Annotated in this window: 16 protein-coding genes and 1 pseudogene; 7 read left to right on the plus strand and 10 right to left on the minus strand. The window is 67.2% G+C overall.

Annotated elements, in window-relative coordinates; all coding sequences use genetic code 11:
• The first annotated feature begins 74 nt into the window (after window positions 1-74).
• The 3 genes from KBY81_RS07240 to KBY81_RS07250 are packed head-to-tail and all read left to right on the plus strand — an operon-like array spanning window position 75 to window position 3255.
• Complete coding sequence (locus KBY81_RS07240) at window positions 75-1100, plus strand: sigma-70 family RNA polymerase sigma factor (protein WP_106219718.1); 1026 nt, start codon at window positions 75-77, stop codon at window positions 1098-1100.
• A 20-nt stretch (window positions 1101-1120) separates the two neighbouring features.
• A complete protein-coding gene (locus tag KBY81_RS07245) occupies window positions 1121-1792 on the plus strand; it encodes a diacylglycerol/polyprenol kinase family protein (protein ID WP_254976084.1) in 672 nt (223 codons plus the stop codon).
• Window positions 1792-3255, plus strand: a complete 1464-nt coding sequence (locus tag KBY81_RS07250; protein ID WP_254976085.1) for a mechanosensitive ion channel family protein — start codon at window positions 1792-1794, stop codon at window positions 3253-3255. Before KBY81_RS07245 ends, KBY81_RS07250 begins: the two co-directional genes overlap by 1 nt.
• A gap of 16 nt (window positions 3256-3271) precedes the next feature.
• Here the strand turns inward: KBY81_RS07250 and KBY81_RS07255 are convergent, their stop codons facing one another.
• Together KBY81_RS07255 and KBY81_RS07260 are read right to left on the minus strand one after the other, a co-directional pair.
• Window positions 3272-3628 (minus strand): hypothetical protein, encoded by a 357-nt coding sequence (locus KBY81_RS07255; protein ID WP_106219721.1) that lies wholly within the window; start codon window positions 3626-3628, stop codon window positions 3272-3274.
• Window positions 3629-3776: 148 nt separating this feature from the next.
• Entirely contained in the window at window positions 3777-4850 is a 1074-nt protein-coding gene (locus tag KBY81_RS07260) for a 3-deoxy-7-phosphoheptulonate synthase (RefSeq protein ID WP_159817941.1), read from the minus strand.
• A gap of 164 nt (window positions 4851-5014) precedes the next feature.
• Here KBY81_RS07260 and acnB point away from each other — a divergent pair, with 164 nt between their 5' ends.
• Window positions 5015-7657 (plus strand): bifunctional aconitate hydratase 2/2-methylisocitrate dehydratase, encoded by a 2643-nt coding sequence (gene acnB / locus KBY81_RS07265; protein ID WP_254976086.1) that lies wholly within the window; start codon window positions 5015-5017, stop codon window positions 7655-7657.
• 12 nt (window positions 7658-7669) lie between these two features.
• Here the strand turns inward: acnB and KBY81_RS07270 are convergent, their stop codons facing one another.
• The 6 genes from KBY81_RS07270 to KBY81_RS07295 form a co-directional block, all read right to left on the minus strand.
• On the minus strand, window positions 7670-8212 hold the full coding sequence (locus tag KBY81_RS07270; RefSeq protein ID WP_254976087.1) for a hypothetical protein: 543 nt from the start codon (window positions 8210-8212) through the stop codon (window positions 7670-7672).
• A 6-nt stretch (window positions 8213-8218) separates the two neighbouring features.
• On the minus strand, window positions 8219-8662 hold the full coding sequence (locus KBY81_RS07275) for a hypothetical protein (protein WP_254976088.1): 444 nt from the start codon (window positions 8660-8662) through the stop codon (window positions 8219-8221).
• A 113-nt stretch (window positions 8663-8775) separates the two neighbouring features.
• Entirely contained in the window at window positions 8776-9393 is a 618-nt protein-coding gene (locus KBY81_RS07280) for a hypothetical protein (protein ID WP_254976089.1), read from the minus strand.
• A 1138-nt stretch (window positions 9394-10531) separates the two neighbouring features.
• Window positions 10532-11362 (minus strand): bifunctional 2-polyprenyl-6-hydroxyphenol methylase/3-demethylubiquinol 3-O-methyltransferase UbiG, encoded by an 831-nt coding sequence (locus tag KBY81_RS07285; protein ID WP_254976090.1) that lies wholly within the window; start codon window positions 11360-11362, stop codon window positions 10532-10534.
• A gap of 205 nt (window positions 11363-11567) precedes the next feature.
• On the minus strand, window positions 11568-11930 hold the full coding sequence (locus KBY81_RS07290; RefSeq protein ID WP_254976091.1) for a nuclear transport factor 2 family protein: 363 nt from the start codon (window positions 11928-11930) through the stop codon (window positions 11568-11570).
• A 537-nt stretch (window positions 11931-12467) separates the two neighbouring features.
• A complete protein-coding gene (locus KBY81_RS07295; RefSeq protein ID WP_254976092.1) occupies window positions 12468-13559 on the minus strand; it encodes a calcium/sodium antiporter in 1092 nt (363 codons plus the stop codon).
• A 148-nt stretch (window positions 13560-13707) separates the two neighbouring features.
• On the opposite strand from KBY81_RS07295, the gene KBY81_RS07300 reads away from it, so the two are divergent.
• Window positions 13708-15321 (plus strand): radical SAM protein, encoded by a 1614-nt coding sequence (locus tag KBY81_RS07300; protein ID WP_254976093.1) that lies wholly within the window; start codon window positions 13708-13710, stop codon window positions 15319-15321.
• Here KBY81_RS07300 and KBY81_RS07305 read toward each other — a convergent pair.
• Both KBY81_RS07305 and purU read right to left on the minus strand, forming a co-directional pair.
• Window positions 15248-16528 carry an O-antigen ligase gene (locus tag KBY81_RS07305; RefSeq protein ID WP_106219731.1) on the minus strand — a complete coding sequence of 427 codons (1281 nt, stop codon included), beginning with the start codon at window positions 16526-16528 and terminating at the stop codon, window positions 15248-15250. The genes KBY81_RS07300 and KBY81_RS07305 overlap by 74 nt on opposite strands.
• A 49-nt stretch (window positions 16529-16577) precedes the next feature.
• On the minus strand, window positions 16578-17432 hold the full coding sequence (gene purU / locus KBY81_RS07310) for a formyltetrahydrofolate deformylase (RefSeq protein WP_254976094.1): 855 nt from the start codon (window positions 17430-17432) through the stop codon (window positions 16578-16580).
• A 124-nt stretch (window positions 17433-17556) separates the two neighbouring features.
• Between purU and psbQ the strand changes: the two are divergent.
• Window positions 17557-18012: pseudogene (gene psbQ / locus KBY81_RS07315) on the plus strand (photosystem II protein PsbQ); the annotation flags it as partial.
• A gap of 158 nt (window positions 18013-18170) precedes the next feature.
• A partial coding sequence (locus tag KBY81_RS07320) for an FAD-binding oxidoreductase (RefSeq protein ID WP_254976095.1) occupies window positions 18171-18858 on the plus strand: 688 nt, incomplete at its 3' end.

The following is an 18858-nucleotide window of genomic DNA, read 5'->3' on the forward strand; positions in this document are numbered from 1 at the left end:
TCTGCAGCTGGATCCGGGTTTCAACGTTCCCGCGGTGCTACATTCCGGCCAAATTCATTCGGGAGCCTGGGGTGATGGGGACACCTCTGCATTCCGCCCTCTCGCTGCTGAAAAGCAGTGCGGATGGGTCTTCGTCCAACAGGACCAGACCCAGCGGCGGTTCAGCCAGTTCCAAACCGACAGCCACAGCCAAGACAACGGCCCGCCAGGGGGGGCGCATCAGCGCCGACTCCATTGGTTGGTATCTCAGCACCATCGGTCGTGTGCCGCTTCTCACACCGGCTGAGGAGATCGAACTTGCCCATCACGTTCAGGCCGGCAAGACCTTGCTGTCCCTCGTTGAGGGGGAACTCACGGCCCGCCAGAGGCGCCAGCTGCGCATGGCCCAGCGGGCCCGCGACCGCATGATGGCCGCCAATCTGCGGCTGGTGGTGAGCGTCGCCAAGAAGTATCAGAACCAGGGCCTCGAACTGCTCGATCTGGTGCAGGAAGGGGCGATCGGCCTGGAGCGGGCCGTCGACAAATTCGACCCCGCCATGGGCTACAAGTTCTCCACCTACGCCTACTGGTGGATCCGCCAGGGAATGACGCGCGCCATCGATAACAGCGCCCGCACGATTCGCCTGCCGATTCACATCAGCGAGAAGCTCTCCAAGATGCGGCGCATCACCCGCGAGCTCTCCCACCGGCTCGGGCGCCAGCCCAACCGGCTCGAGCTGGCCCATGCCATGGGCATGCAGCCGGAGGAGCTCGAGGAACTGATGACCCAGAGCGCCCCCTGCGCCTCCCTCGACGCCCACGCCCGCGGGGAGGAGGACCGCAGCACCCTGGGCGAACTGATCGCGGATCCGGCCAGCAACGAGCACTTCGACTCGATGGACCGCCATCTGCAGAAGGAGCACCTCGGCGCCTGGCTCTCCCAGCTGAACGAACGGGAGCAGAAGATCCTGCGGCTGCGCTTCGGCCTCGAGGGGGCCGAACCGCTCACCCTCGCCGAGATCGGCCGTCAGATCAACGTCTCCCGTGAACGGGTGCGGCAGCTGGAGGCCAAGGCGATCATGAAGCTGCGCCTGATGAGCAACCTTCACCAGGCCGCCTGACCTGAGCATCCCTGCTGGCGTTGGTCCTTCCACCGGAGCATGACGACCTGGCCCGGCTGACCGGCGTGCTGGCCGTGGCCGTCTGGCTGGCCCTGCTGAGCGCCGGATCCCTGCTGGTGCGCCGCCGCTGGCCCGACCAGCGGGAATGGAGCCGCAAGCTGATGCACATCGGAGCCGGGCCGGTGGTGCTGATCGCCTGGGCCTTCGGCGTCGAGCGGCTGATCGCGGTGCCCGCCGCCGCCGCCATCACCCTGCTGGCCGCCCTCAACCACCGGGTGCGGGTGCTGCCGGCCATTGAGGACGTCGAGCGGCACAGCTACGGCACGGTCGCCTACGGCGCCTCGATCACCCTGCTGCTGTGGCTCTGGTGGCCCGCCCACCCCGACACGGTGGCGGCGGGCGTGCTGGTGATGGCCTTCGGCGACGGTCTGGCCGGTCTGCTGGGCCCGCTGATCCCGTCACCGAGCTGGACGGTGTTCGGCGAGCGGCGCTCCCTGGCCGGCACGGCCGCCATGGGGATCGCCAGCCTGGCGGTGCTGCTCAGCCTGGGCCTGCTGGGCGGTGGCCCGGCGCCGGCCGTGATCGCCCTGATCGCCCTGGTGGCCACGGGGCTGGAGCAGTGGGCCCTGCTGGGCATCGACAACATCAGCGTGCCCCTGGCGGTGGCCGGGCTGTGGCGGGTGCTGAGCTGATGGGACCGATCGAGCGGATCCTGATCGGCCTGGCCCTGGCGGCGGTGCTGCTGGCCCTGCGGCTGGTCAGCCGCCGCCTCCACCTGCCGTCGCCGCCCCTGCTGCTGCCGCTGGTGGCGGTGCTGCTCTGGTGCGTGCTCGGCGGCACCACCCAGCCGGCCGGGGTGCCCTGGCTCGGCGCCGTCGACGAGCTGGCCAGCGCCTACGCCCTGATCGCCCTGGTGAGCTGGCTGATCCTGGAATGCCCGGAGGCCCTGGGCTGGTGGCGGCCCACCGCCAAGATCCTGCGGGACCTGCTGATGCTGGGCCTCTCGGCCCTGGCGACGGTGCTGGTGCTGCAGCGCCTGGCCAACCTCAACCTGGTGGGCCTGGTGACCACCTCGGCGGTGCTCACCGCCGTGATCGGCCTGGCGGCCCAGGAGACCCTCAAGGACCTGTTCGCCGGCATCGAGCTGCAGGTGGATCCCCCCTTCCGGGAGGGGGACTGGATCAGCGTCGGCGACGAGAGCGGCACGGTGGAATCCCTGCATCTGATGAGCACCCGCCTGCGCCGCAAGGACGGCTCGACCGTGAACCTGCCCAACAACACGGTGGCGGACAACCCGATGCGGCGCTTCAGCCAGCACGAGCCGGTGGGCAACCGCTTCGAGATCGCCCTGGGCTACGAGATCCCGCCGGCCCGGGCCCGCCAGCTGCTGGAGCGGGTGATGGTCGAGAACCCCCTGGTGCTGAACGATCCACCGCCGGAGGTGCTGGTCCTCGCCTACGAGGACTCCCGCATCCGCTACGAGCTGCAGGCCGCCCAGCGGGGGCCCTCGGAGGGGGAACGGCTGCGGCTGCGCAGCGAGCTGCTGGAGCAGATCTGGTATGCCCTGGAGCGGCAGGGCTGGGAGCTGCCCTATCCGGTGCGGGAACTGAAGCGGCGCCAGCCCCAGCGGGATCCGGCCCACCCCACCGGTGTGGATGCCTCCCTGACGGCGCAGCTGCTGCGGCGCAGCTGGCTGTTCGCCCAGCTGGATCCGGAGCAGGTGGATCGGCTGGCCGGCTCGGTGCGCTGCCTGCGCTTCGGCTCGGGCGAAACGATCGTGGCCGAAGGGGAAGAGGGGGAGGCCCTGTTCCAGGTGGTGGATGGCGAGGTGGAGGTGTTCAAGGCCGACGGCTCGCCCCTGGGGCGCTCGGTGGCCGTGCTGGGCCGGGATCAGATCTTCGGGGAGATGACCGTCTGCACCGGGGAACCCCGCACGGCCACGGTGCGCTCACGGGGGGAATGTGTGCTGCTGGAGGTGGAGCGGGACGACTTCATGCCCCTGGTGGAGGACGATCACGGGGTGCTGGAGGCGCTGGCGGCGATCGTGGGCCAGCGGCGCTCCGAACTGGAGAAACTCTCCTCGCCGGATGCGGCCCGCCGCCAGACCTCGATCCTGGAGCGCATGCGGCAGCTGTTCGGCCTCGAGGGCGACTGAGGGGCGCCCCAGCAGCTCAGGCCCGCAGGAGCTGCTCGCAGCGGAGCTCCCAGTCGCGCTGGGTGCCGATGCCAGCCACCAGCACCCGCTCGGCCGGTTCCTCCCGCAGCCGCAGCTGCCACTGGCGGATCACATCGGCCCGCTCCATCCAGACATCGATCACCAGGCGCTGGATGGCCTCACCGTCCCAGCAGCGGCCCCGGGCCGTGTCCAGGGCCCAGCCCAGCAGGTCGTCAAGCTGGAAAGGGCGGAAGCCGCCGTAGATCGGGCCGGGGGCCGGGGTGCCACCGGCGGGGGCGGCGGCCGATTTCTGTTCGAGATAGAAGAGCTGCAAGGGGTCGGACAACCCGCAGAACTGCAGGAGATAGGTCATCAGCGGACCACCACGATCTTGCTGATGCCAAACGTACCCAGGGCACGCCAGTCAGCTGTTCACCAGGAACACTCTGTTGCAGAAGATGGGATCAGCACTCTCACCCTCGGAGTGCTGATTTCGGTGTTCTGGAGTTGGCCACAGCCCCTCAGGCGAGGGCCAGACTGCGGGCCTGGGCCTGGCGCACGGCTTCCGCCAGCTCAACGAGCAGATCCAGGGTGGTGGCCAGATCGATGCAGGCATCGGTGATGCTCTGGCCGTAGGTGAGCGAGGCCAGGTCGGCGGAAATCTTCTGATTTCCTTCCACCAGATGGCTCTCCAGCATCACCCCCATCACGTGGACGGAACCGCCCCGCACCTGCTCGGCCACGCTGCGCAGCACCTCCCCCTGGCGGCGGTAGTCCTTGTTGGAGTTGCCATGGCTGCAGTCCACCATCAGCCGGGCCGGCAGGCCGTCCCGGGCCAGCAGGGCGGCGGCGGCCTCCACCGCCTCGGCGTGGAAGTTCGGGCCGCTCTTGCCCCCCCGCAGCACCAGGTGGCCGTCCGGGTTGCCGGTGGTGGAGACGATGGCGGCCTGGCCCTCCTTGTTGATCCCCAGGAAATGGTGGGGCCGGGCGGCCGCCTCCATGGCGTTGATGGCGGTGGCGGCGCTGCCGTCGGTGCCGTTCTTGAAGCCGATCGGCATCGACAGGCCCGAGGCCATCTCCCGGTGGGTCTGGCTCTCGGTGGTGCGGGCGCCGATGGCGGTCCAGCTGATCAGGTCGGCGAGGTACTGGGGCACCACCGGGTCGAGCACCTCGGTGGCCGCCGGCAGGCCCAGCTCCGCCAGGTGCAGCAGCAGGGAACGGGCCCGGCGCAGGCCGGTGTTGATGTCGTAGCTGCCATCGAGGTGGGGATCGTTGATCATCCCCTTCCAGCCCACGGTGGTGCGGGGCTTCTCGAAGTAGACCCGCATCACGATCTCCAGCTCGTCCCGGTGGCGGCGCTGGGCCTGGGCGATCGCCTCGGCGTACTCCCGGGCGGCGGCCACGTCGTGAACCGAGCAGGGGCCGACGATCACCAGCAGCCGCTGGTCGCCGGCGTGCAGGATGGCCTTGATCCGCTCCCGGGCCTGCTGCACGGTGCGGGCCGCCTGCTCGGAGAGGGGCAGCTCCCGGTGCAGCACCGCCGGCGGCACCAGCGGCCGGGTTTCCACCACATGGAGATCGGAGGTGGGGATCATGCGGCCGACGGCGGGGAATGGTCAGACCCCCCAGCCTACGAACTGGCCGCACCGATGCCAGCGCCGACTTCTGCAGCCGTCGTCACCAGAGGGCGGACCCGCGGGGAAGAACAATGGAAGCCATGCCCATGCCAACCGGGGGTCCGACCCGGTCATCCGTCCATATGTCCGTCTCCCCCAGCCCCGCTCCCCTGACCCCGGCCGAACTGCTGCCCAGCTACCGCGAGGCCGCCGCGGCCCGCGAAGCCCTCGGCGTGCCGCCCCTGCCGCTCACCGCCCCCCAGGCCCAGGCCCTCACCGAGCTGCTGGAGCAGCCGCCCGCCGGTGAGGAAGCGTTTCTGCTGCATCTGCTGAGCGAACGGATTCCGCCGGGGGTGGATGAGGCTGCCTATGTGAAGGCGGGCTGGCTGAGTGGGATCGCCAAGGGAACGGCCACCAGCCCCCTGGTGAGCCCCCTGGAGGCCACCCGGCTGCTGGCCACCATGATCGGCGGCTACAACGTCGGCGCCCTGATCGAGCTGCTCTCCTGCCCGGAGGCGGCCGTCGCCGAGGAGGCCGCCCGGGGGCTGAGCCGCACCCTGCTGGTGTACGACGCCTTCCACGACGTGCTGGACCTGGCCGAGACCAACCCCCTGGCCCGCCAGGTGGTGGACAGCTGGGCGGCGGCGGAATGGTTCCACGCCCGGCCGCCCCTGCCGGAGGCGATCACCGTCACGGTGTTCAAGGTGACCGGGGAAACCAACACCGACGACCTGTCGCCGGCCACCCACGCCACCACCCGCCCCGACATCCCCCTGCACGCGATGGCGATGCTGGAGACGCGGATGCCCGAAGGGCTCGGCCTGATCGCCGAGCTGAAGGCCAAGGGCCATCCGCTGGCCTACGTGGGCGATGTGGTGGGCACGGGCAGCTCCCGCAAATCGGCGATCAACTCGGTGCTCTGGCACATCGGCACCGACATCCCCCACGTGCCCAACAAGCGCAGCGGCGGGGTAGTGATCGGGGGCAAGATCGCGCCGATCTTCTTCAACACCGCCGAGGACTCCGGCGCCCTGCCGATCGAGTGCGACGTGAGCGGGCTCAACAGCGGCGACGTGATCACGATCCGGCCCCACGCCGGCACGATCGAGCGGGCCGCCGGCGAGCCGGGGGCCGGGGAGGTGCTGGCCCGCTTCGAGCTCAAGCCCAGCACCATCGCCGACGAGGTGCGGGCCGGTGGCCGCATCCCCCTGCTGATCGGCCGCTCCCTCACCGACAAGGTGCGGCTGCAGCTGGGCCTGCCCCCGTCGGAGGCCTTCATTCGGCCGGTGGCCCCGGTCGACACGGGCAAGGGCTTCACCCTGGCCCAGAAGATGGTGGGCAAGGCCTGCGGCCTGGCGGGGGTGCGCCCGGGCACCAGCTGCGAACCGCTGATGACCAGCGTCGGCAGCCAGGACACCACCGGGCCGATGACCCGCGACGAGATGAAGGAGCTGGCCTGCCTGGGCTTCTCCGCCGATCTGGTGATGCAGAGCTTCTGCCACACCGCCGCCTACCCCAAGCCGGTGGATCTCAAGACCCACGCCGAGCTGCCCGACTTCATCAGCTCCCGGGGCGGCGTCGCCCTGCGGCCCGGCGACGGCATCATCCACAGCTGGCTCAACCGCCTGCTGCTGCCGGACACGGTGGGCACCGGCGGTGACAGCCACACCCGCTTCCCCCTCGGCATCTCGTTCCCGGCCGGCTCCGGCCTGGTGGCCTTCGCGGCCGCCATCGGCGCCATGCCGCTCGACATGCCCGAGTCGGTGCTGGTGCGCTTCTCCGGCTCCCTGCAGCCCGGCGTCACCCTGCGGGACGTGGTGAACGCCATCCCCTACGTGGCCATCCAGCAGGGCCTGCTGACGGTGGAGAAGGCCGGCAAGAAGAACATCTTCAGCGGCCGGATCATGGAGATCGAGGGGCTCCCCGACCTGAAGCTGGAGCAGGCGTTTGAACTGACGGACGCCACCGCCGAACGCTCCTGCGCCGGCAGCACAATCAAGCTGAGCGTCGAGACGGTGAGCGAGTACCTGCGCAGCAATGTGGCGCTGATGCGCAACATGATCGCCCGGGGCTACAGCGATGCCCGCACCCTGGCGCGGCGGATCAAGGCGATGGAGGCCTGGCTGGCCGATCCGGTGCTGATGGAGGCCGATGCCGATGCCGAGTATGCGGCGGTGATCGACATCAACCTGGACGAGCTGACCGAACCGATCCTGGCCTGCCCGAACGATCCCGACAACGTCAAGCTGCTGAGCGAAGTGGCCGGTGACCGGATCGATGAGGTGTTCATCGGCTCCTGCATGACCAACATCGGCCACTACCGCGCCGCCGCCACGGTGCTGGACGGGGCCGGCACCAGCGCTGCACGGCTGTGGGTCTGCCCACCCACCCGCATGGACGACGAGATGCTGCGGGCCGAGGGCTACACCGCCAAGTTCGAGACCGCCGGCGCCCGCATGGAGCTGCCCGGCTGCTCCCTCTGCATGGGCAACCAGGCCCGGGTGGAGGACAACACCACCGTCTTCTCCACCAGCACCCGCAACTTCAACAACCGCCTCGGCAACGGCGCCCAGGTGTACCTGGGCAGCGCCGAACTGGCGGCGGTGTGCGCCCTGCTGGGCCGCATTCCCAGCCCGGCCGAATACCTGGAGATCGCGGCGGCCAAGATCGATCCCCTCTCTGACCAGCTCTACCGCTACCTCAACTTCGACCAGATCGATGGCTTCGAGGATGCCGGCCGGGTGGTGAGCGTGGAGGAGGAGGAGAAGGTGCTGGCGGAGGTGTAGGGATCCGAGAGGCTACCCGTTGCTTCGTTGGTGGAAGAAGCTTCTGGCCGCATCGCTGCACAGCAGACGAACGGCCAGGACGCCGAGAAGAAGGGAGGGGAGCAGGTCGGCGATGACCCTCCAGGCCAGTGCCGCATAACTGGAATAGCCACAGAGGTAGGTCATCCCGCCAAACGGATGGCCGCAGGCCTGGAGGGGGTCCGTCAGACCGCCGCCGCCAGAGAGCAGGGAGAGCAGCACCACGTTCAGGGCCCTGGGCAGCGGACTGTCAGAAATACCGACGACCACCGCGGCGATCAGAAGAATGGCGCCCAGCCATTGGCCGTAGCGCCGTCCTGTCTGCAACCCCCAGAAGGTCAGCCCCGCCAGAACGATCACCAGGAGGCTGGTCAAGACGTCACTGGGCGTGACGGACGCGGGGCAACGCGGGGACGGTCCACCCGAAAAGCAGCTGAAGAGAGCGCCCAGGAAGGCAACCCCAAAGCCGATCAGGGTGAGGAGAAAAAGGACCTGGGTGATCCACACACTGGGCGGACGGCCGATCAAACGCTTCATGGCCCGTCACCTCTCCCTGGCTCCAGTCAGGGACACCGCCAAAGCCAGGGAGGCCCCATAGACCAGAATGAACAGGTGGAAGCTGTTCTCCACGGGCTTCCAGCGCGGAAGCTTGCTGGGTCCGCTTCGTGGGGCCTGTCCCATCACGATCTGCAGGTTGGAATAGCAGCGATCACCCTGACTCCATCCATAGCAGTTGCCCGGGGAGGTCAGAAGGACCGCAACCTGCAGCACCAGAACAACCGGCCAGATCCAGATCCTTGTGCGGATGCGATCGCCATGGTTCCGCCCAAGCGAAAGCCACCGAGCAAGCACGATCACGGCATAGATCGGAAGGAGGAGCAGGACGTAGAGGATCCAGCCAAGCGTGGTGAAGGACGTGGCCAGGAACAGGACAAAGCTCACCAGGACATAACCCGTCAACGCCCAGGCGAAATCAAGCTTCGTCATCACCTTCCAGGCGAGGGAGGGTCAGAAAAAGGATCCTACCGGCACTGACAGCCTGATGACCTTTGATAAGAAAGTCCACCCTCTGGCTGCATTCCACCTGACGTCCATGCGACTCACCCCCCCACCACCAGGGCGTCGACAATCTCGTAGCGCTCGACGTTCTCCCCAAGCACCAGCACCGACACATCGCCGCGCCGCTGCACCGAGAGCTTCTCGGGCTGATCGGACGCGACGGCCTTGCCCTTCACGAACAGAAACTGACGCTTCTGGCCCTCGGGGTTCATCACCACCACCGTGGCGCTGTTGTTGGCCCGGCGGATCACCGAGGCCTTGCACCTGGCGGCCTTGCCGCTGCTGCCGGACCCACAGGGCACCTCCGCAGAGGCGTGGTACGGCGTGCCTGGGATCAGGGCATCGCGGGACGCGGGCACGGGGGCGAGGGGAGCACCACTGATCCCCACCTTGAGGCTGTAGGTGCTCGTTTCGTTGCGGCGCGCCGCCGGCCGCATCTGATACATCCTCACCCTGACATCGCCATCGCTGGGCACGGGGCCACGGAAGCGGTTGCCGGAGCTGCTGCCGATGAACAGGGCGGTGTCGGTTTCGGCCGCCATCACGTTGAAGTAGTTCTGTGGGTTGGAACCCTTGAGTTCCACGGTCAGGGTCTGACCGGCACCGGCCCGCAGTTTGTAATCGATGGTCTGGTCGCCCTTGAGCTGGCCCTTCAGCAAGGTGGAATCAGCTCCGGCTCGAAACGTGACCCTCTGACTCTCGATGGCGCTCTGGGCCAGTCCGACTCCAGCTGGGAGGCTGATGGCCAGAAGGCCAGCAGTAGCTAGGGCGAGGGGAGCACGCATCGGTCCTTTTCTCGAGGCCAATCCATACCCTATCTCGCTGGCTCCCGGGATTCATAACCGAGGGAAGGACTGGGTGGGGAGTTCCGATTTGCTGAGAAAGGTGGAATGAACTCTTGAGCTAACGTTGCCCCTGAGTGGTAAGCAAGAACCCTTGGGCAGCGGGGGCAGAGAGCTTACGGTGTCCAGCCCAATCGAGGGGCTTGCTCGAAGGCGCCTCATCTCCACAGGCAGCGCTTGAGGACCCACTCCTCGCAAGCAAAAACCAAACCACCTCAGCCTGTGTTCTCACGCTGAACGGGAGCCTCAACTAGACAAACTGCGCGAGGAGTCGACCAGCAAAAACCTCACACGCAAGAAACGTGTTCATCAAACAAGACTCATCGATTTCTGTTCTCCACTTCTAACTTCCTAATCGCCATTCGCCAATAGTGATTTTCTGAATATCTACCTACTTTACCAAATCGCATTCTCGCCACAAGTCTTTCAGCTTTATCTTTATCACCTCCAAGCATTGATATCAACTTGTCTCTTGCCTCAATATCAACTTCTACCTTTGTCGGCATCCGGTTAGCCTGCAAACGCGTTGGCCTAGATCTCTTTCTTCCGCTTCTATTCAATACTGCCTCTATCGCAACAAGCAAGAAGGCTCCAGTGATTAATCAAATAATGAATTCCATCTAGACAAGAAAGCCAGAATCCGCGAGTCAACGGTTTTCCGCGTGTTCCGCACTATACCTGAATGGCTGGCAAGAAACTACTGCAATCGCAGCGAACTCTACGCCAGTCTGTCCACTCCAAGGGTGAAGTGTTCCTCCTACTTTAACCATGCTCCACCTTTGGCTGCCTGACTACTGCAACGCAACGCTTCCTTTCTGGCTCACTTCAAGTACGAAACATTCTTCGAACGCTCTAGATCAGCGGCGGGTATTGGCTCTCTGTATTCTTAAGGCATTCACGCCCCCGGCAGCTGAATCTTGATGTTAGGCTGTTAATTTGGCTATTTGCCAAGATTCTACATCTTCCGTGAGATATGATATGTAGATAGATACGAAAGGGGAATCTCATCGGCCCCATTCGTTAAGATGCACAGTCTTAGGCCAGCAAACAAAGCATTCCTAGTGCGGTGATCAAGCTTCAGATATGATGAGTACGTGCTGAGAAGAGATATGTATTGATCAGATGTATAGGTCAACGAGGTTTCAACAGTTGCTGTAACCAGGTTTCGGAATCTGCCTGAGTCAAGCATCATTTGTCCAAGGCCAGCCAGAATGTCTTCCTGTGTTTCCCTGTCTTCGTATCGGCCAAGAGAGGGCGCATGTAGTTGGTATAAACTCGAAAACGCTTTCTGCATTGACTTGCAGGGCTGCAGCTCTTTGTTCCACAAGAGGATTAAATAGCCATCCTCTTTCAGTGCACTGCTCGCCTTTGTATAGCCAATCTCGGAAGGGATCCAATGCATGGAGCTTGCTGCGAGAACTGCATCAAATGCTTCATGCTCTAGATCCCATTCCTCAAAGGATGTATTGATCACTTCTACTGACGGATACGATTCGCAATTCTTTTTTGCTAACTCGCAAAAGTCAGGATTGGGTTCAATACAGACCATTTGACAGCCGAGTTGAGTAAATGAGGCCGTTGCTGTTCCTGGGCCACTACCAATTTCAAGAATTCTTGAGGACTGAGTAAGCTGAGCTGCGTTGACGACCTTGTCAACGAGTTCACTTGGGTATTTAGGCCTTGCGGAATTATAGGCTTCTGCGGCAGGTGAGTACCAACCCTTTCTCTGCTCAAGATCTTTGCTTGAGATATCTTTAATTGTCTGTTGCAGCTTTGTATAATTCATCCACAATCCCCTGTTTGACTTAGGAGTGAACTGTCGCTTAGACTTTTTGCAGGCTTACCCAGCCTACCGTTTGAGCTGAGCTGCCCGCGGAGGCGGGCAGTAGTGGCCGCGCGGCGCAACATGAGCAAGGGCGCTGCGCTGCCCCTGACGACTGCCGTAGCGGGTCAGCTTGAGCGAGGGGTTAGGCCTCAGCAGTGGCATGCGCCTACGAGCCGCTTGGGATGGGCAGGCCTTGAGAGCGGAGAAAACTGAGCTTGTCCCAGTAGCCGCGCTGAAACGCAATCTTGTCCTCCTTCACCTGGAAGAAGCCGCAGCCGCGTAGTCCGAGTGGGTCCTTCCATTCCAGGATTGCCCAGTCGCCGTCTTCAAAGATGTTCTCAATGATGCATGTCATGTCTGCATTCTCGAAACCACTCTTGAACATGGCTCGTATGGCTTCCCGTCCTTCAACCGGCGACTCGGCGACTTGGTGGTTGACAGCATCTTCGGCGTAGAAGTCCGCCAGGGCGTCGACGTCAGCGACGTTGAAGGCTTCTACCCAGGCTAAGACAAGTTCTCGCGGCTTCATAGCAGGCGATGTTGCTCAGGTGTTTGGCGTGCGGGTAGGCGGGAGGGCGAATTCTGAGGCCTAACGCTTCTTGGGCGGAACCATCTAAGTCCCAAGCTTTCAGCCTTGGGAAGCATAAAAGCGCGTTGCTCTGAGGGCAACGCCACCAAACCCTTGACATGGCCTGGCTTCACCTCTCAGCGCCACGTAACTCCGGCAACTTAGGCAGACCCGCAGAAACACCCTGCTGCCTTGGCCAACCCTGGCCACCGGTTAACACTCCATCCAAGGACAGGTTGAACCTCGGGCGCCCGCTTGCTTGGCCGGTCAACCGAGCCCCGCCACAGCCCGCTCGCAGCGGTCGAGTTCGGCCTCCAGCAGCGCCGCGTCCTCAGCCGGCGACATAGAGCACCCTTCCTCTCGCGGGCCACCTCGCCGAACAGGTGCCAGCGGGCGGCACGAACGGCTGTGCGAAGGCGGAAACCATGGCAAAACGCTACCGCCGCTGACCCCAAGGGCCTATCGGCGTGACTCACACCAGCCAGGCCTGCCGTCCTGCTATTCGCCGCCCTGAACGGCCAGGAGTTTGCGCTGCTGCTTCCAGCGCAGCACCTGCCAGACCAGGAACACCATCAGCAGGGGCAGCACCGCCACCAGCACCACGAACCGGTAGGTGTTGTCGACGATCTCGCCGCCGGCGGTGGAGGCCAGGACCTGCTCCACCAGATAGAGCACATAGAGACCCAGCAGAATCCAGCCCTCAAGGCGTGAGATCACCCCGTTGGTCCAGAAGATCGGCAGGCAGGCCAGGGTGGTGGCCACCATGATCGGCAGATCGCGGTTAATCATCACTGGATCCACCGCCAGCCCCTTGCCGCCGGCCACCACGGCGCAGAGCCCCAGGATCACGATCTGGTTGAGCAGGTTGCTGCCTACCACGTTGCCGATGGCCAGGTCGGCCTTGCCCCGGTAGGCGGCCACCACGGAGGTGACGAGCTCGGGCATCGAGGTGCCGGCCGCCACGATCGTCAGGCCGATCACCGTCTGGCTCACCCCCAGGGCCACGGCGGCCGTGGTGGCCCCGCGCACCAGCAGCTGGGAGCCGACCACCAGCAGGGCCAGGCCCGCCGCCAGCTTGAAGGCGGCCACCAGCGGTGTGGCCCGCTCGTTCTCGTTGTCGTCGTCCTCCTCGGAATCCTCCGAGGCGGTGCGGATCTCCCAGACCAGATTGGCCACCGTCGCGAACAGCAGCGCCACCCCGGCCTGCCAGGTGAGCCGGCCCCCCGAGGCCATGCCCCACACGGCCATCGAGACACCCAGCAGCAGCGGCACGTCCCTGCGCACCAGGCGGCTCCTGACGCGCAGGGGAACGATCGCCGCGCTGGCGCCCAGCACCACCAGGATGTTGAAGATGTTGCTGCCCACCACGTTGCTGACCGCCAGGTCCGCATCCCCCTGAATGGTGGACAGCACGCTCACGAACAGCTCCGGCGTACTGGTGCCCAAAGACACCACCGTCAGGCCGATCACCAGCTGGGGGATGCCCAGCAGCAGGGACAGGGCGACCGAACCGGCCACGAACAGTTCCCCGCCGCCGAACAGCACCAGGATCCCGAGGATGATCTCGACGAAACTGGGCAGGGTGGGCATGGTGGCCTGTCGGATAGCGCATGAGTTTAGGGAGGCGCCAGCCCGCCACCGGAAGTGACACGCTGGATCTCCCCGTCCCACCGCCCCCCTGAACCAGGAAACGCTGCTGTTTGAGCCGGCCCGGCCCTGCGCGGATGCCCTGCGCACCGTGCTGGCCTTCCCGAGCAGCTATTCGGTGGGGATCACGAGCCTGGGCTACCAGGTGGTGTGGGCCAGCCTGGCGCGCCGCAGCGACCTCGACGTGCGGCGGCTGTTCACCGACCAGGGGGACCCACCGCACCGCCATTGCGACCTGTTCGGCCTCTCGCTCAGCTGGGAGCTGGACGGACCGGTGCTGCTCGACCTGCTGGAGCAGCAGGGCATCCCCCTCTGGAGTCACCAGCGGGGGGAGGACGACCCGATCGTGTTCGGCGGTGGCCCGGTGCTCACCGCCAACCCGGAGCCCCTGGCCCCCTTCTTCGATGTGGTGCTGCTGGGCGACGGTGAACTGCTGCTGCCCGCCTTCATCGACGCGCTCCAGGCCGCCCGCGCCCTGCCCCGGCCCGAACGCCTGCGGCAGCTGGCCCGGGTTCCCGGAGTCTACGTGCCATCCCTCTACGCACCCCGCTACGACAGCGATGGCACCCTGCTCGGGGTGGAGCCCACCACCGCCGAGGTGCCGGCCACCATCGCCAAGCAGACCTGGCGCGGCAACACCCTCAGCCATTCCACGGTGATCACGCCGGAGGCCGCCTGGCCCTCGATCCACATGGTGGAGGTGGCCCGCAGCTGCCCGGAGCTCTGCCGCTTCTGCCTGGCCAGCTACCTGACCCTGCCGTTCCGCACCGCCTCCCTCGACGACGGCCTGATCCCGGCGGTGGAGACGGGGCTGGCGGTGACCCAGCGGCTCGGCCTGCTGGGGGCCTCGGTGACCCAGCACCCCCAGTTCGCCGACCTGCTCACCTGGCTCGATCAGGACCGTTTCGAGGGCACCCGGGTCAGCGTCAGCTCGGTGCGGGCCGCCACCGTGACCCCCCAGCTGGGGCGGATCCTGGCCCGGCGAGGCAGCAAGTCACTGACGATCGCGATTGAAAGCGGCAGCGAACGGATGCGCCGGGTGGTCAACAAGAAGCTGGCCGGCGAGGAGATCTTCTCGGCGGCCCGCTACGCGAAGGAAGGGGGCCTCAGCGGCCTGAAGCTCTACGGCATGGCGGGCCTGCCCAGCGAGGAGGAGGCCGACATCGAGGCCACCGCCGACCTGCTGCTGGCCCTCAGGAAGGCCACCCCGGGCCTGCGGCTGAGCCTCGGGGTGAGCACCTTCGTGCCCAAGGCCCACACCCCCTTCCAGTGGGAAGGGGTGCGGCCGGAGGCGGAGAAGCGCCTGCAGCGGCTGGCCCGGCGCCTGCAGCCCAAGGGGATCGAGCTGCGCCCCGAGAGCTACGGCTGGAGCGTGATCCAGGCCCTGCTCTCCCGCAGCGACCGGCGCCTGGCGCCGGTGATCGCCGCGGCCCGCGGCCGCCACGACAGCCAGGGCGGCTGGAAGACGGCCTACCGGGCGGTGCGGGCCGGGGAGGCAACGGCCCCCGCCGACCTGCCGGTCCCCCTGCCGGCGCCGCCCCCTTGGCAGGAGGTGGTCCACGCCACCTGGGACGAGGAGCGGGTGCTGCCCTGGACCCATCTGGAGGGTCCCCTGCCGCCCGCCACCCTGCTCAGGCATCGGCAGGAGGCGCTGGCCGGCGATAGCAGCGCAGACCCGCCAGCAGCACCCACCCCGCCACATTGACCCGGCTGTCATAGAGGGGGATGTCGGTGGCGTGCAGGGCCACCAGCACCAGGGCCGCGGCCCACCAGGCCCGGTCGAACAGGGCCCCGCCGGCCATGCCCAGCCGCCCGGCCCGGAGCAGCAGCCACAGCACCAGGCCCACCACCAGGACGGCGACCGGCACCCCGTGGCTCATCGCCAGATCGATCGGCAGGTTGTGGGGGTGGCCGTGCCAGAAGCCGGTGCGCATCGGATAGATGATGCTGAAGGCGGCCGCCCCCCAGCCCAGCCAGGGCCGTTCGGCGATCAGCCCCAGGGCCACCTGCCACTGGGCCAGGCGGGTGATCGCCAGGGGCCGCTGGCCGCCGTGCTCGAGGTCGATCAGCCGGCCCCAGATCGCCTCGGGCACCACCTGCCGGGCCAGTTCCTGCGGGGCCGCCGGCACCCAGGGCAGGGTGGACAGGCCGATCACCGCCAGCACCACCAGCAGCACCGGCAGCAGCCACAGCCAGCTGCCGGGCCCGGCCACCACGGGCACCGCCAGCATCAGGGCCCCCCAGGCATTGCGAGAATCGGTGAGGAACACCGCCGCCACCAGGCCGGCGGCGATCACCAGCACCACCCCCCGGCGGCGCCAGCCGAGGCCCCCCTCCAGCAGGGCCGCCAGGGTCAGGGGCCAGGCCAGCACCAGCCAGGCGCCGGCGATGTTGGCGTAGTCGAACAGCCCGGCCAGCCGCTCCGGCGGATTGCCGCCGGCCTTGATGTGCCAGATGATCAGGCCCCCCAGCCACTGGAAGGGTCCGCTCCAGCCCCACCAGATCTGGCCCAGGCCGGTGAGGATCACCGGCACCGTGCCGGCCACCACCGCCAGGGCCACCCGGCGGCGGGCGGCGGGGGTGCCCAGATACACCTGGAAGCCCCAGAACCCCCAGAAGAAGGGCAGCCAGTTGCCGAGCCCCAGCCAGGCCAGGTCATTGCTGGCGGCCCGGAAGCAGCCCAGCACCATCAGCACCGCCGCCGCCAGGAGCACCACGTTGGCCCGGTCGGCCAGCACCGGGCGGCGGTGGCGGCTGCCCAGGATCAGGGCCAGCAGCAGGGCCAGACCCGCCAGAAAGGCACTGCTGGCCAGCAGGACCATCCCCAGCTGGAAGCAGCGCCAGCCCAGGGGCGTGGCGGCGGCCGGCTTGGGCGCCATCAGGCGCTCGTCGAGGGCGGAAAAACGGATCACCGGAGCGGTGGCGGCAGCGGAGGACCGACGGCGGGTCCCGGGAGACGGCTCAATCAAACACGGCGGTTCGGCCCCTGTAGACCATCACCTGTCGCCGCAGAAACAGGCGCACCGCCCGGGCCAGGGCCAGCCGTTCGGTGTCGCGGCCCTTGCGGATCAGGTCCTCCACCTCGTCGCGATGGCCCACGTGCATGGTGGCCTGCTCGATGATCGGCCCCCCATCCAGCTCCTCGGTGACGAAGTGGGCCGTGGCGCCGATCAGTTTGACCCCCCGCTCCCAGGCCCGGTGGTACGGCTGGGCCCCCTGAAAGGCCGGCAGGAAGGAGTGGTGGATGTTGATCACCTGGGAGAAGCGGTCCAGGAAGGCGGGGCTCAGCACCTGCATGTACTTGGCCAGCACCACCAGCTCGATCCGCTCCTCCTCCAGCAGGGCCAGCTGGGCCTGCTCCACCTCCGGGCGGGTGGCCACCGTGACCGGCAGATGGACGAAGCGGGCACCGAAATCGACCGCCAGCGCCTCCAGGTCGGGGTGGTTGGAGATCACCAGGGGCACCTGCATCGGCAGCTCCCCGGAGCGGGTGCGCCAGAGCAGGTCCACCAGGCAGTGGTCCTGGCGGCTGGCGAAGATCGCCACCCGGGGCAGGGCATCGGAGAAATGCACCTGGCCTTCGCCGCCGAGGCGCCCCGCCAGGGCCGCGACGGCCGGAACGATCGCCTCACGGGGCAGGCCGAACCCCTCCAGGGCCCATTCGATCCGGCTCAGGAACAGCCCCGCCCCCGCATCGGTGTGGTGGTCGGCATGGAGGATGTTGCCGCCGTTGGCGGCCACCCAGCCCGAGAGTTCGCTCACCAGCCCTGGCCGATCGGGGCAGATCAGCTGCAGGATCGCCGTGGGGGAACGCATCAATGAATCCGGAACGGATCGGTCGGAAGCTGCATCGTGGCGCAGTCGGGCCGGTAAAGTCACGGCGCCAGCCACGTCACTGCACCGTCCCATGGCCGTCGCGTCGATCCCTGCGCCCCTCTCCCTGATGGGTGTCCTGCGCCGCCTCAGCCTGCTTGCGGTGGCCCTGGTGCTGAGTTTTTCCCTGGTGGCCTGCTCGGGTGACCAGACCCGCAAGCCGCCGACGATCAGCCCGGAGGACATGACCCTGATCGCCCGCCAGGCCGAAGGGTTCCTGGCGTCGAAGGAGCGCCTGCCGGAACTGGCCGACCTGGTCAACGAGCGCAACTGGGTGTTCACCCGCAACCTGATCCACGGTCCGATGCAGGATCTGGGCCGCCAGATGCTCTACATCAACCAGCGCCTGCTGCCGGCGGACCGGGCCGAGGCCACCAAGCGGGCCACCAAGCTGAAGGCCTCCCTGGCCAAGCTCGATGAGGCCGCCCGTCTGCAGGACGGCGAGAACCTGCGCAAGGACTACATCAAGGTGGCCACCGGCTTCAGCTCCTATGCCGAGGTGATCCCCGCCGAGGCCATCGCCCTGGCCGAGACCTTCGCCGCCGAAGCCAAGGTCTCGAACGCCGTGCCTCCGGCCCCGTCCCCCACCACCCCCGCGCCCCAGCCCGTCGCCAGCGGCGACGACGCCTGATCCGCACCGCGGCGGGCCCCGCAACCCCTCCTGAACCGGGCGGGTCCCCGTTGTCCGCATCCGGCACCTCCGTCATCGTGATCGGAGGCGGCATCGTGGGTCTGGCCTGCGCCTGGTGGCTCCAGGGCCGTGGCCATACGGTGCTGCTGCTCGATCCGGCCCAGCGGCTTGCTCCTGGGGAGCCCCCCGGCGCTGACCCCGGCCCAGGCGAAGGCCCCGAGCGCAGCGGCAGCCTGGCCGCCCTCGGGGTGTTGATGGCCGACAGCTTCCACCGCGACCGGGGCCGGGCCTGGGAGCTGCGTCAGCGCAGCCTGGAACTCTGGAGCCGCTGGCGCCACGATCTGGCCCGGCGGGGACATCGGATCCCCTACCGCTCCGGGGTGCTGCTGCTGGCGGCCGATGGGGACGAGCAGGAACGGCTCGTGGCACTGGGGGCCCGCAAGCGGGCCCTGGGCCTGCCCCTGGAGCCCTGGGACCGGCGGCGGCTGGATCAGCTGGAACCCGGCCTGCCCCAGCCGTCGCTGGCCGGGCTCCACTCCGGCCGCGACGGCCAGCTCGATCCCGGATCGGCCCTGGCCGCCCTGGCGGCGGACGGCCGCGAACGGGGTCTGACCGTGCGGGCGGAGGCGGCCGTGGCCCTGCGCCCCGAAGGGGGCGGCTGGCGGGTGGAGCTGGCCGGTGGCGGCGTGGAGCGGGCGGCGTGGGTGGTGCTGGCGGCGGGCAGCGCCAGCGGCACGC

It is taken from the genome of Cyanobium sp. Lug-B (assembly GCF_024345635.1).
Classification (GTDB): Bacteria; Cyanobacteriota; Cyanobacteriia; order PCC-6307; family Cyanobiaceae; genus Cyanobium; species Cyanobium minutissimum.